The 14,255-nt window shown below is 43.2% G+C and carries 11 protein-coding genes; 2 read left to right on the top strand and 9 right to left on the bottom strand.

Annotated elements, in window-relative coordinates:
- Nucleotides 1-250: 250 nt before the first annotated feature.
- The gene (gene pilM, locus RH061_RS18185; protein ID WP_396654816.1) at nt 251-2,404 is read left to right on the top strand and encodes a pilus assembly protein PilM; all 2,154 of its coding nucleotides are present in this window, start codon (nt 251-253) and stop codon (nt 2,402-2,404) included.
- 26 nt (nt 2,405-2,430) lie between these two features.
- Here pilM and ytxJ read toward each other — a convergent pair whose 3' ends face one another.
- The 3 genes from ytxJ to RH061_RS18200 all read right to left on the bottom strand — a co-directional run bounded on the left by ytxJ (nt 2,431) and on the right by RH061_RS18200 (nt 4,041).
- Nucleotides 2,431-2,760, bottom strand: a complete 330-nt coding sequence (gene ytxJ, locus RH061_RS18190) for a bacillithiol system redox-active protein YtxJ (protein WP_311072234.1) — start codon at nt 2,758-2,760, stop codon at nt 2,431-2,433.
- Between the two features lie 304 nt (nt 2,761-3,064).
- Nucleotides 3,065-3,544 (bottom strand): YtxH domain-containing protein, encoded by a 480-nt coding sequence (locus RH061_RS18195; protein WP_311072235.1) that lies wholly within the window; start codon nt 3,542-3,544, stop codon nt 3,065-3,067.
- Between the two features lie 17 nt (nt 3,545-3,561).
- Nucleotides 3,562-4,041 (bottom strand): DUF948 domain-containing protein, encoded by a 480-nt coding sequence (locus RH061_RS18200; RefSeq protein ID WP_167834588.1) that lies wholly within the window; start codon nt 4,039-4,041, stop codon nt 3,562-3,564.
- Between the two features lie 846 nt (nt 4,042-4,887).
- On the opposite strand from RH061_RS18200, the gene RH061_RS18205 reads away from it, so the two are divergent.
- Nucleotides 4,888-6,003, top strand: a complete 1,116-nt coding sequence (locus RH061_RS18205) for an aminopeptidase (protein WP_311072237.1) — start codon at nt 4,888-4,890, stop codon at nt 6,001-6,003.
- A gap of 42 nt (nt 6,004-6,045) precedes the next feature.
- On the opposite strand, the gene murC is transcribed toward RH061_RS18205, so the two are convergent.
- From murC to RH061_RS18235, 6 genes are all read right to left on the bottom strand, one after another.
- A complete protein-coding gene (gene murC, locus RH061_RS18210) occupies nt 6,046-7,347 on the bottom strand; it encodes a UDP-N-acetylmuramate--L-alanine ligase (protein WP_311072238.1) in 1,302 nt (433 codons plus the stop codon).
- 294 nt (nt 7,348-7,641) lie between these two features.
- Nucleotides 7,642-8,742 (bottom strand): nicotinate phosphoribosyltransferase, encoded by a 1,101-nt coding sequence (locus RH061_RS18215; RefSeq protein WP_311072239.1) that lies wholly within the window; start codon nt 8,740-8,742, stop codon nt 7,642-7,644.
- A gap of 83 nt (nt 8,743-8,825) precedes the next feature.
- On the bottom strand, nt 8,826-11,960 hold the full coding sequence (locus RH061_RS18220) for a DNA translocase FtsK (protein ID WP_311072240.1): 3,135 nt from the start codon (nt 11,958-11,960) through the stop codon (nt 8,826-8,828).
- A 204-nt stretch (nt 11,961-12,164) separates the two neighbouring features.
- Nucleotides 12,165-12,959, bottom strand: coding sequence for a DUF1444 domain-containing protein (locus RH061_RS18225; RefSeq protein ID WP_311072242.1), 795 nt, complete (start codon nt 12,957-12,959; stop codon nt 12,165-12,167).
- 84 nt (nt 12,960-13,043) lie between these two features.
- Nucleotides 13,044-13,358 (bottom strand): thioredoxin family protein, encoded by a 315-nt coding sequence (locus RH061_RS18230; RefSeq protein ID WP_311072244.1) that lies wholly within the window; start codon nt 13,356-13,358, stop codon nt 13,044-13,046.
- 120 nt (nt 13,359-13,478) lie between these two features.
- Nucleotides 13,479-13,982: a hypothetical protein gene (locus RH061_RS18235; RefSeq protein WP_311072246.1), complete on the bottom strand. Its 504-nt coding sequence runs from the start codon at nt 13,980-13,982 to the stop codon at nt 13,479-13,481.
- Nucleotides 13,983-14,255: the final 273 nt, after the last annotated feature.

Raw genomic sequence — 14,255 nt, forward strand, 5'->3', positions numbered from 1 at the left:
ATTTTTTCGCATCACGAGTTAAAAATCAGCTTTCTCTGGCTCCAGCCTAAAGCAATGACACGCAAAGCCGATATTAGAATAGTAGCCAAGGGTGAAAGAATGCAGTTACAGTGCGATAAATCAAGCTGTATAATATGATAAGGGTAATTATATCTGAAATAATTTGGATTGTCACGTAAAATTCTTTAATAATTAAACGCTTTTAAGTGATAAAGCATCGTATGAGAACTTAAGTTAGAGGGTGCATGAAGTGCATGTGAATAATAAGTTGTTTGCGTTGGATATAGGAACCAGGTCTGTTGTAGGCATCATCCTGGAAGAATCAGATGGCCACTATGAAGCAGTCGACATAGTGGTCCGGGAACATAAGGAAAGATCGATGCTGGACGGCCAGATCCATGATGTTTTGTCAGTATCGGAAATCATCACTGAAATTAAAGAGGCCCTGGAAGTTACACATGGTCCCTTGAATAAGGTCTGTGTCGCTGCGGCCGGCCGCGCTTTGAAAACAGAACAGACAAAAGCAGCAATCGATATTTCCGGTAAGCCGATGTTCTCGAAGCAAGATATCCTCCATCTAGAATTAAGTGCAGTCCAACAGGCACAAGCCACAGTTGCTGGTGAAAAAAACAATGAGCATCACTATTATTGTGTCGGATACTCCGTTCTTTATTACCAGCTTGATGGAGAAGTGATTGGAAGCCTGATTGATCAGCGAGGAAATGAAGCCTCTGTGGAAATCATCGCCACCTTCCTGCCTAAAGTAGTCGTTGAATCATTGCTGGCTGCTCTGGACAGGGCCGGACTTGAAATGGACGCACTTACTCTGGAACCGATTGCTGCGATCAATGTTCTGATCCCTGCCTCGATGAGGAGATTGAATGTTGCTCTTGTGGATATTGGCGCCGGGACTTCCGATATCGCGATTACCGACTCTGGAACAGTGATTGCATATGGAATGGTCCCAGTGGCAGGAGATGAAATCACTGAAGCTGTCAGTGATGAGTTTTTGCTTGACTTCCCTCTTGCTGAAAAAGCAAAGCGGGATCTGCTAGAAAACCAATCAATCACGATTACAGACATACTAGGCTTTCAAACAATGGTCAGCAAAGATGAAGCCGTTGAACGAATCGCCCCAGCGATTGACCGTTTGGCAGCAACTATTGGAGAAGAAATCCTGAAGTTGAATGGCAATAAGCCCCCTAAAGCAGTCATGCTTGTGGGTGGGGGAAGCCTTACGCCCGATTTACCCAGGAGGCTTGCCGCTATGTTGAACCTCCCGGAAAACAGGGCCGCCATCCGAGGGCTTGATGCCATAAACTCGGTTTCATTTGCAGAACATATTACGAAAGGGCCTGAACTTGTCACCCCAATCGGAATCGCCATTGCCGCCAAGCAATCCCCTGTCCAATATCATACTGTTTATGTGAATGGCCAGCCGGTAAGGCTTTTCGAAGTGAACAAATTGACTGTAGGTGACTGTCTGCTCGCTGCCGGAATAAAAATGAACAGGCTTTACGGCAGGCCTGGACTCGCCATGATCGTCAGCCTGAACGGAAAAAATGTGACGATACCAGGCAAGCATGGACAGCAGCCTATGTTATTGAAAAATGGGATTCCCTGCTCATTCGATGATCATGTGGATGGAGGAGATCAACTGACTGTCCAAAAGGGAGAGGATGGAGTCAGACCGGAATTGACTCTTGGCGAGCTAATCGGCGAACTTCCATCCAAAACGGTGATAATCAATGGCCAAAGGTATGAAGTCAGCGCGAAGATGACCTGCAATAGCCTCCCTGCATCTTTGTCAAAGCCTATTGAGGATAGGGATGAGATCATTTTTGAAATGCCAGATACAATTGAAAGCGTCCTGAAGGAATTGAACCTCGCAGAAATGCTAAGTGACGCTCGCCCATTTTTCATGAAGATCGATGGAACTGAACATAAGCTCGCAGATTTCATGGGCAAAATGTATGTAAACGGCTTGGCAGCAAATCTGCAAACTAAAATAGACCATCTCGACGATATCCGGATTGAAAAAGGAATGGACCCTTCACTTAGAAGTCTAGTAAAAATATTGGGGATACAGGCTTCTGAATCCATGCCGATCTTTTTCAACGGCCAGCAGATCCAGCTTCAGCAGGAATTAATCCAATTCACCCGAGAGGGCATTAAACTCAGAATGGACGATCGCATACATAGCGGGGACGAGATATCCACTAAACTGAAGGATATTCAGCACTTCATCTTCCAGGATGTATTCAACTTTGTTCAGTTTGACATCCCAAAGGACAGCCGGGGATTCTCCTTATCAAGAAATGGCGAAAAAGCGGCTTTTGACGATCGGCTGGCACCGGGCGATGAACTGAATATTACCTTTGAAAGCCCTATAGTCCTAAAGTAAAAAAACATCCAGCACGGATGTTTTTTTTACTTTGCATTTTCTTCTTTAGCTGCCGCCAATGATTTTGCGGTGATTTTAAAATGGGAAGCATGCCAGGCAACATCGGAATTCACAAATAAAATAGCCTGCGGAGACTCATGCTTAACATGGAATTTCTCAGCAATATGGTTGGATAGGTCACGTGAATCCTGGACTGTTAAATAGTATAAATTATCGTTTCCATTGTTTTCGAACTTCGCGAATTCATCATGCCCTGCGGCACTGATTGGGCAAGTCGTGCTGTGCTTAAGCATAAAGAATGTTTCACCAGAATCGACAAGCTGGTCAAATTGTTCAATTGAATCAATCTTTTTCATCCCAATTCCTCCTTTTTAAAATGGCTCTGTTAAACACGGCTGTTGATTTTCGTTCCAGGCGCTTCGCTTTCCGCGGGCAGTCGGGGAGCCTCCTCGGCGCTTTATGCGCCTGCGGGGTCTCCCCATGACTTGCTCATCCCGCAGGAGTCTTCGCGCCTTCCACTACAATCAACAGGAATTGAAAACAACATTTTGCTATAACAGAGCCTTTATAATAATATTGTTATTTTTCCTTCGTGAACGATTCCCAAGAAAAAAATAAACGGTGAAGTTATCTTACCACTTCACCGTTTCATTGACAATTTTACTGATTCAGCTTGCTTTCAGTTTCATCGAAAGCTTTTTGTGTTTCTTCAAGTTTCTTTTGGATTTCTTCGCCAGTGGCAGTATGCGTGTTTTCCATAGAGCTTGTCTCTGCCATTGAAGTTGGTACTTCTTCAAGCACTTCCGCATCGCCATCTGGATTCGATGAAGTATTTTCACTCTTGCTCTTCATATCCTTCACTTTGTTGACAATGGTAGAAGACTGCTGAGAAACAGTGTCTTTTAAGCCGCTTGCCTTCTCCTTGGCTACAGAAGCAAGATCCACACTTTTGTTCTTGAGTGTAGAAGTTTGCTCATTGAGAGAGCCTCTTAACTCTTTTCCTGATTTAGGAGCAAGCAATAGTGCTGCCAGTGCCCCGGCTAGCCCGCCAACAATGGCTCCGGCTACAAAATCCTTTGAATTGCTGTTTGTCTCCCTCATTGATCCATTTACATCATACTGGCTTTGTTCTCTGTTCATATTATCTCCACCTTTCATTAATACCGAACACGTTCACGCTGCCTGGTAACCATCTCTTCGCCTTCTAGCTGATGGTCAATCTTGGCTGTTTTTTTTGATTGCCACTTATCCTTCAACTCAAGGAATACGTTGCTCCACTGAACAACCTGTGAAATCTTGTCCTTATTCTTGTCAATCTGAAGATCCACCATTGTTTGGACATTATGAATAGATTGATTGAATCTCTGAACAGAATTCCCTACATCCCTAACAGCATTAACAACACCGTTCAAGCTCTCAGATTTTCTGGATATATCGTCTGCCAAATTGTTTGTTTTGTGCAGAAGCTCCGTCGTTTCACGAGTCACTCCATCCAACTGCTTCTCAAGGCCATCAAGTGTGCCTGATACACTGTCTAAAGTTGTTTGTAAAGATTTAAGAGTTTTGGACAATGACACTACCAAAACCAAAAATGCGATTGCTATAACAGCAACACTTAAATACAAAATAATTTCCACTGTTAAACACCTCCGTTAGCATATGTACATTTTACCCCGCAGTTAGCGACATAAACCACCTTGTCTAATATGTATTTCAATATAATCATACCCTTTTCCTTCCTGAATAAGAATATCTTTCTACAATTTATAAGTCCAGCATTTCATAGCCTTTATAGTGGATGGTTTAGTAAATCTGATGGAAAAGCTCGATGGCCCGCAGTTTCTTGGCACAACCAATACTAACTAAGTCTCCTCTCATACTTAGTAAACATCCATGCTTCCTAGAGCATTGTTACTGGCACAAATCAACTTCATTAGTAGAAGCAGAATTGATTGCATAAGGGTATCTTTCTCCTAGAACGGGATCCTTATAGAGGCAGAATTACTTGCATAAGGATATCTTTCTCCTTGAACGGGATCCTTATAGAGGCAGGATTGTTTGCATAAGGGTATCTTTCTCCTTGAACGAGGCCCTTATAGAGGCAGGATTGTTTGCATAAGGGTATCTTTCTCCTTGAACGGGGCCCTTATAGAGGCAGGATTGTTTGCATAAGGGTATCTTTCTCCTTGAACGGGGCCCTTATAGAGGCAAAAGGGCTCGCATAAGGGGATCTTTCCACTTGAACAGGGCCCTTATAGAGGCAAAAGGGCTCGCATAAGGGGATCTTTCTCCTTGAACAGTCCCCTTATTGAAGTTAAACTGTTTTTCCATAATTTTTCTTTCCCCGGCCACCAATCGATCATTGCTTCTAGAAGCTAACCAAAATGATTATTCTCCATGTACTTAAGGAAATGAGTACAAACATCACCGTTTCGGTTACAATATGGTTATGTGTTTTATTTTTTTACATAGGAGTGATTTCGATGAAAGACCCTCGTATTCAAAAATTGGCTAAGAATCTGATCAATTACTCGGTCAAGCTTCAAAAAGGGGAAAAAGTCCTGATTGAGAATTTTGGACTTCAGCGCGAGCTTGTTACGGCTCTTGTGAAAGAAGCATATGAAGCTGGCGGCTATCCGTTTGTGTCCTTGAAGGACCACCAGGTGGATCGTTCCTTGCTCATGGGTGCCCAGGAGGAGCAATTCGAGATGATAGCTGAGTTTGAAGCAAATGTGATGAGTAAAATGGATGCTTACATAGGCCTTCGTTCTGGAGATAACATAAATGAACATGCGGATGTTCCGGCTGACAAAATGAAAATCCACGGCAATACGATCGGCAAAAAAGTCCACAGGGACATTCGTGTTCCAAAAACAAAATGGGTTGTCCTTCGCTACCCTAACTCAGCTATGGCACAGCTTGCCAAGATGAGTACAGAAGCCTTCGAAGATTTCTACTTCGATGTTTGCAACCTTGATTATGGAAAAATGGATAAGGCAATGGACAGCCTGGCAGACATCATGAACCGTACAGATAAGGTCCGCATCACCGGACCTGGTACTGATTTGACTTTCTCCATCAAAGATATCCCGGCTGTGAAATGTGCCGGTGAGCTAAATATCCCTGATGGCGAAGTTTACACTGCCCCTGTCCGTGATTCAGTCAATGGTGTCATTACCTACAATACGCCGTCCCCATACCAGGGATTCACTTTTGAAAATGTGAAGCTGACTTTCAAGGATGGAAAAATTGTTGAAGCTTCTGCAAATGATTCAGAGCGCATCAATAAGATTTTCGATACAGATGAAGGGGCTCGTTTTATCGGAGAATTTGCGATTGGCGTAAATCCATATATCCTCCATCCAATGCAGGACATCCTGTTCGATGAGAAGATCGATGGAAGCTTCCATTTCACACCTGGTCAGTGCTACGACGATGCTTTCAATGGAAATCATTCAAATATCCATTGGGATATGGTCAACATCCAGCGCCCTGAATACGGCGGCGGTGAGATCTATTTCGATGACGTACTGATTCGTAAAGATGGACGCTTTGTCATTGCTGAACTTGAAGGATTGAACCCTGAGAACTTAAAGTAAATATAAAAAGGATGCAGCCACAAGGCCGCATCCTTTTTTGTTTTAAACTTGTAATTGCTTTTCATATGCTTCCTGGAACTTCTGGATATCACCAGCGCCCATGAAGAGGATGACGCCATTTTCATGCTCTTTAAGACGTGATGTATCTTCCTCAGCGATGATTTCTGCGTCGTCGATTTTTTCTTTTAAATCGGTAATCGATAACTTCCCATGAATTTCACGGGCTGACCCGAAGATTTCACACAAATACACCTTATCGGCTTTATTCAGGCTTTCTGCAAACTCATTCAGGAATGCCTGGGTCCTCGTGAAGGTGTGCGGCTGGAAGACCGCGACGATTTCACGATCAGGATATTTCTGCTTTGCCGCTTCGATTGTTACTTTGATTTCTGTAGGATGATGCGCGTAGTCATCAATGATGACCTGGTCGGCAATTTTCTTTTCAGAAAATCTCCTTTTCACGCCTTCGAATGTTTCAAGCTGGGCCTGGATCACTCTGGATTCGATGTTTTCGTAATGGCATAAAGCGATAACAGCCAGTGAATTCAGGACATTATGGTCACCATAAGCCGGAATCGAGAACGTATCATAGAATGTATTCCGCACAAAAACATCAAATGTAGTGCCCTCAGTGGATTTGACGATATTGCGAGCCTGGAAATCATTTTCTTCGCCAAAGCCATAAAATACTACCGGTACCTTGGCCTGGATTTTTTGCAGCTGCTCATCGTCACCACATGCGAAAATACCCTTTTTGACTTGCCATGACATTTCCTGGAATGCAGAGAAAACATCCTCGATATTGGCAAAGTAATCCGGGTGGTCAAAATCGATATTCGTCATGATGGCGTAATCCGGGAAATAGGAAAGGAAATGACGGCGATACTCACAAGCTTCAAACACAAAGTATTGAGCATCTTTGTCACCTTTTCCTGTTCCATCGCCAATCAGGAAGGATGTAGGCTTTGCGCCCCTCATAACATGCGCAAGCAATCCTGTAGTCGAAGTTTTTCCATGAGCCCCTGTAATCGCCACACTCGTAAAGTTTTGCATGAAATCACCCAGGAATCGGTGATATCTGATGACTGGAAGGCCAAGATTCATTGCCTCCTGAATCTCCTCGTGTGTATCCGGATAGGCATTGCCTGCAATGATCGTCATTCCAGGCTGTATATTTTCCTTATTAAACGGAAGGATCTTTATTCCAGATTTCTCAAGGGCTACCTGGGTAAAAAAGTGCTTATCATAATCGGAGCCCTGTACCTGATAATCCATATCATGGAGAACTTGAGCTAACGCACTCATTCCAGACCCCTTTATACCTACAAAATGGTAAATAGTCATATAAAGAACCTCCAACAACGTCTGTATGTAACACAGTATATGACAGATATCCTGATTTGCTCATTCGCCTGTTCACTGTATCAAACAGAGCAAATTCAATGAAAATTTGTATCTGTCTTTCATGTATTGAATCATTATAACATCATTACGGTAAATAACACAGTTTCATCCTTGCTGCTTCCGAATGGTTCAGCTTTTCTGCCGAATCATATCCAATAATGGGAATGCTCACCGTTTAAAACCGCAATCATGAATAAAAGTACATATTCCCTTTGTCAGTTGCTTTCAAACTTATTAAATTTCGACCTTTTCAAGTCGCGGATTCGGCCTGAACTTCCTGCCTGACTTTGCCTGGTGCTTTCCGTTTAACATGACATTATCACCAGTAAAGCCTATTTGTAATTTTAACAGACTGCCGCCTACCCCATACATGTCGACAGGCACATTTTGCTTTTCAAACTCAAGGATCCTTTTTTCACTGAAGCCGCCGCTGACCACAATTTTCACATGGTCAAAACCTTCGGCATCTAGTGCTTTTCTTAGCGCGAAAATCAATTCTGCATTCACACCGCGAGGGTCGAATGTTCCGAGCAAGTGCTGGTTGCGCAGGAAATACTGGTCGATCAGAGTACGGGATGTATCTACCCTGACACCCTTCAGCTTTGCTCCAAATTCTCTTGCCACCTTCAAGGAGTCAGTAATCGCATCATTATTATAATCAACAAGAGCGATCAAATCATCATTCGGAAAGGTTTCGTGGTAAGCACGGGTTGCTGCCACGATATCACCATTGAACATTTGGATCAAAGCGTGCGGCATCGTTCCCATACCATGCTTGCCCCACCATTCATTCATCGCATGTGTGGCCTGGGCAGTAGCGCCGCCAATATAGGCAGCATACCCATCACCAGCCTGCGTAGTATAATGATCGTCACGGTCTCCCATGAAAATGACCGGCTTTTGCTGGCCTGAAAAACTCGCTGCTTTGACGACATTATAGACATTCGTCGAGACAGAAGTCCTTCTGGCCAGAATGCCATCGATAATTCCCTCAAGATAGCCAAAACTCTGATAAGGGCCTGTAATGGTCAAAACCGTTTCAAATGGAGAGATTTTATCTCCATCCTTAAGTGAATGGATCTCGAGTTCCTCGGGGGAATCTGCGAATGTTTTTACCAGGGCGATCACTTCATCTGTGCCGCACAAAACAGCTTCGTCCTTCTGGAAAAACTGCATGGTGATGACATTGTCTTCCTGGTATTTCTTCACAAGCTCCCGAGTCTTCAGAAAATACACAGCTGAGAACCAGCCATCCCGGATCCTTTCATCAAATTTAAATGTATGATTGGTCAGGCGGCTGATTTTCCCCTGCATTTTCAATTCTATTTCTTTCATCCAAAAAGCTCCTTCAATAACAACCCAACATCTATAGGCATTTATCTTTATTATAAGTACATGCAAATAAAGAATACCATTTATTAATTGAATGCACTAGTTTCCTGGAGGGCCTCCAGGTCAGCGGCAGTGATCAGGACATCCCTAGGCTTGCTTCCCTTGCCTTCAGAAATGAATCCTTGCTGCTCCATCATTTCAATCAGTCTCGCCGCACGGTTATAACCGATTTTAAAGCGGCGCTGGACGCTTGAAGTGGAAGCGCCGCCCTGATCAATGACAAATTCACAGGCTTCATAGAAAAGTTCATCTTCGTCTTCCGTCACCTGAGCCTTCTTGAGCAGTTCATCCTGTTCAAACAAGTATTGCGGTGCCCGCTGCTCCCTGACAAAGGCAACAATATCATCAATTTCATTGTCGGTCACATAGGTTCCCTGCAGACGGAATGGCTTGGATGATCCATTTTCCAGGAACAGCATATCGCCACGGCCCAGAAGCTTTTCTGCCCCGCTGATATCTATGATCGTCCTTGAATCCACCTGTGAGGAAACAGAGAAGGCAATTCTTGTAGGAACATTCGCTTTAATCAATCCAGTTATGACATCAACGGATGGACGCTGTGTCGCTATGATCAGGTGGATGCCACAGGCACGTGCTTTTTGGGCGATCCGGCAAATAGCTTCCTCTACATCACCTGGCGCCATCATCATCAGATCTGCAAGCTCATCGATCACAATGACGACATATGGAAGCTTATCAGAAAATCTGCGATGCTTCTCGGCAAGTTCATTGAACCTGCTGATATCACGGACACCGGTATGAGCGAACAATTCATATCGGCGTTCCATTTCCTCAACCGCCCACTTCAACGAAGCTGTCGCTGCTTTTACATCCGTGATGACCGGGCTGACAAGATGCGGAATTCGGTTATATGGTGCCAATTCAACCATTTTCGGATCGATCAGCAGCAGCTTCACTTCATCTGGATGTGCTTTATAAAGCAAGCTGACAAGCATCGTATTGATGCAGACACTTTTTCCCGATCCAGTGGCACCGGCAATCAATCCATGAGGCATCTTTTTCAAGTCAGTGACAATCGGATTTCCGGCGATATCAAGTCCCAGGGCCACCGATAACGGTGATTCAAGGTCCATGAAGCCTGCAGACTGTAAAATCTCACTCAATAATACCGGCCTGCTCGAATGGTTCGGCACTTCAATCCCGATGGTATGCTTTCCGGGAATTGGTGCTTCGATCCGGATATCCTTCGCCGCCAGGCTTAGTTTAATATCATCTGATAGATTGGTAATTTTATTGACTTTCACTCCAGGCTCCGGCTGTACCTCAAAACGGGTAACAGATGGTCCCTGTGTCACATTGACCACCCTGGCGCCTACGTTAAAATTCCTCAGGGTCTCATTGAGCATATGCTCCTGTTCCGAAAGCCACTCAGGATCAGGTGCTTTGAACACAGGAGGGCTTAATAGATCCAGTGGCGGGAAATCGTATACTGCAGCTGGATGTACTTCTGTATGCAGCGCCTCAGCTTGAGTATATGAACCGATTTCTTCTGTTTCAATCTTAGTTTTCATTGGTACAGCAGACGGACCTGCCATTGATGGCTCTTCATGCTGAATAGGCTGAACATCTGATGAATTTTTGCCTGCAGATGAATGCTCCTGATCCATAACTGAGGTCTCTTCAATATCAGAATGATGACCCTTTTCTGGCTGTTCAGTTGCCCCCGACTTTCTTTCTTCCGTCATAAAAGACGGATATTTAGACATATTACGCGCTTCCCACTTCCTCTTGTCCTGCTTAAGCATGAGGACATTAAAAGGAAGCTGCCTTTTTGGTTCTGCAGATTTGGTTTCTAATGGTTCAGCCTCAAGTTTTTGTTCTGTTTGTGGCTCCTCATTTGAAACTTCTATTTCCTGAATTTCTTCAGTATTCCCATTTGAAGATTGGACATTTACATCTTCCTCGGTTTGTTGGTGGTCAATATCTTCTGCTTCTTCATCCACGCTATGTTGGTAGTCTATTGTTTCTTGCTCTTTCTCGGTTTGTTGGAAATCTATTGTTTCGATTACTTCGGTTTGCAGGGAGTCATTCACTTCTGGTTTCCCAAGACGATCTTGAGACCCGTTCGCACCTGACTCTATCCCGCTTTGCTGAGCGCCAATTACTCCAGTTTCTTCCGATTCATATTGTGGCTCAATCACTTCTATCTTTTCCTGTTCATGTTGATAGGTTATTGTTTCTGGCTCTTTGACCAATAACTCATTTTCGGCAACATTCGGTGTTTCCATTTGTGGCTCTTCACTACTAATCACAAAATCATCATTGAGAATGAGATCGAGTGCCCCAGTTTCCAGGTCTGCCTGTTCTAGCTGTTCCTCAATTTCACTGACTGCTGGATCCTGTGTTTCAGCAAGATCATCTTCTATGTATATTTCTTGCGTCAGTTCCTCATTGTGCAATTGAGTTGATTGAGGATGTTCCTCTACAGCAGGAGCTGGCGTCATGCTATTGGTATTAGTTTGAATAGCAGGAGCTGGCGTCATGCTATGGTTATTAGTTTGAATGGATGGTCCAACCAGACTGGCCTGACTTCCTTCAAAACCTGTCAGTTCATACTCAACATCCTCCAGGTCTGTTTGAGTCTGAATTTTTTTAGGAGGCCTGTTAAATGCATAAATTGGTGACGGAATTTCAGTTGGCTTGAAGGGCTGCCGGAATTTAGGACCGCTGTCCTTCCTTGTTTCGTAATGGAACTTCGGTGCAGGGTCCTCGGTTTTTTTCGGGCGGGATGCATCATTCTTCTTCCTGACAGGTTCACGTTTGAAAGTGCTTCTAGTATCCACGATAGGATCCCGGTGCAAATCTTTAAATCCATCATTTTTAGATTGACGTTCATTCATCATTCTCAATGAGCCTTGCTCTTTAGTGAAAGGCTTGATTTCATCAACTTGGCTGGCTTTTTCCTGTCGCCCTTTTCTCGGTTTTGTTTTTTCTGGAGCGGGTTTCGGTTTTTCATCCGGAATCAATGGGAAGCGAAACTGCCCTTTTGGATATTGGTATAATACTTTTGCTTCTATATCTTTTTTTTCACTCTGCTCTCTTTTTAACGGCTTTGAGGCAGGCTTATTCTGATCGATATCAGTAAATTCATCCTCGTTATCATTTTGGAACATGGTAAATATCTTTTTAATCCAACTCAATTTAAATCACTCTTTCTTTCGCATTTCATTATTATTTTAACAGTAAATCCATATTTTTCGAGATAAATTGAAAGAATGAGCATTTTTTACGAGAAGAAATTTATTGGAACAATCAACTTTAGGCTCAGTTTTTTACAAAACATGCCATCAGATGGACAAAAAGGAAAAAAGCCCGTTAATTCCGGGCTTTCGCTTCTTTTCTTGCTATTCCTTTTTTGTTTTTCCTAAAATAAAGACCGGTTCCAATTCTCCATCTTCATATAGGAAGCTCAGGGCCGTAATTGGGACTCTTCCACTCGCAAAAAAGCTCATTGTCATCTGGGCCAAAATATCATAGCCTGTGTTATTTTCCACATCCGCAATGATCAGGACATCTTGATGGGGAACGGCCACAGCCATAGTTCCCTTCATCCTTTTCTTCATTTCATTCAAGAAGCTCGTATTTAAAATCCTGCTCGCATCGTAACCATCATTTGAATTGAGGAAATAAAAGGTGTTCTCTGCCACACGGTCCTCTTTCAGTTTGACGGAGAGTGAACGGACATTGAACAAAGCTGTCTCGCGAACCTGGTCCGCTGTCCATCCTTCTTTTTTCAATAGCTTTGAATCAATCAGCCTATATGTTGTGCCTAAATCCAAAGCATAATAGATCCTAGTTTCCGCGGTATGATCATCGTAGAGGAAAGGGACCCCTTCCTCGGCTTCCGATGGAAATGACGTCGAACGGATGACAGGAAAAATGTTTTTTTCCTTTCCTGACAGCTCGAGCTGGCTTTCCATGGCATTCAGGCCCTCTGATACATAATAGACCACCTCATCAATCGCCTTTTCCTTCTGATCCTGCCACTTGGCAACAATCCCAGGCAAGGCGATGGTGATGCCGCGACCCGTATTTTTATTTTCAATTCTCAGCTGGTCCTTTTCCCGGTCATAGGAAAAAGTACGGTCGGGATGTTGAAGGCGATTTTCCAGCTCTTTTCGCATTTTTCTGCTATCCATACTGCTCCCCTCCATTTCTTCAGGAGTTTCTGCCACTCATTTTACATGAATTTTCCCTCCACCTCAAAAGATGGAGGGAAAGATTTAAGCAAGACCTTCAATGAAGTTTTCGATTTCAGACTGTGTCTTTCTGTTCTTGCTGACAAAACGGCCAAGCTCTTTGCCATTTTCAAAAGCGACAAAGCTTGGGATCCCGAAAACATCAAGCTGTATGCAAAGATCGATAAAATCATCACGATCAACGGATACAAATTCGTAATCACTGTATTTGCTTTCGATTTCAGGCAGCACTGGTTCGATCACACGGCAATCCGGGCACCAGCCCGCCGTAAATAAAAATATATGTTTACCGTCGTTTTTCAACGCTTCAAACTGTTCCATTGTTTCTAAGTTTTTCATTACGAATCCTCCTGGGAAAATCTCATTTTACTTCACTTATTTTACCCATGCTTTGTCAAAAAAGAAACTAATCTGACCTAAAGGCCAAGAATGAAAAAAAACGCCATCATTGAATGGGCGTCACTTGATTTTTACAGAGTTGGCAATTTCCATCATCGCTTCTGCGTCTTCTTTAACGTTCTCCGTTTCGGTAGTCAATTTAACTCCGCCAATTCCGACGATCAGCTGATATTGGTCTTCTTTCAGCTGCTTAACAAGCATATAGCCGAATTTACCATCTTTGCTGAAGGTCTCGTTAGCGTCCCATTCCTTTTGCTGCACTACAGTAGACTCATAAACGACTTTACTGTCTTCACTTTCATGCTGATTATAAAAAAGGATATATGTTTTTGCCCCATCTTTGAGCAATACATTATTAGGCGTTTCTTCTTCAACATTGACACCTGACGGCAAGTAATATTCTATATCTTTTGTACTATTGTTTGTTTTTTCTGGTTGGCTTTCAAAGGTAGAACTTACTTCTTTTTTTATTTCAGCCTTTTGTTCGGAATATGAGGCAGAACAGGCGCTCAGCAGGAATACTCCTGCAATAATAAGCCCAAATGCCCTTCTGAACTTTATCATACTATTTTCCCCCTTGCTAAGGACTTAACCACTCCCTTTCTATCATACCTTTCTTATTTGATGGGTGACAAGGCTTCGCAAGCATTTTTTGTTGGAAATTAAGACATTTTTCAGAAATTTGTCGAGAAATTTCGTTTAGGGGACTATTTTGGAAAATCTGTTAGAGTTCACTTTCCAATATTGACTTCATCGGTGACCTGTTTTTCCATCATCCGGATATTTTAGGCACCAATACGCTTCATTGGTGACCTGTTTTTCCGATATCTGGTTTTT

The organism is Mesobacillus jeotgali, from assembly GCF_031759225.1.
GTDB classification, from domain to species: domain Bacteria; phylum Bacillota; class Bacilli; order Bacillales; family Cytobacillaceae; genus Mesobacillus; species Mesobacillus jeotgali_B.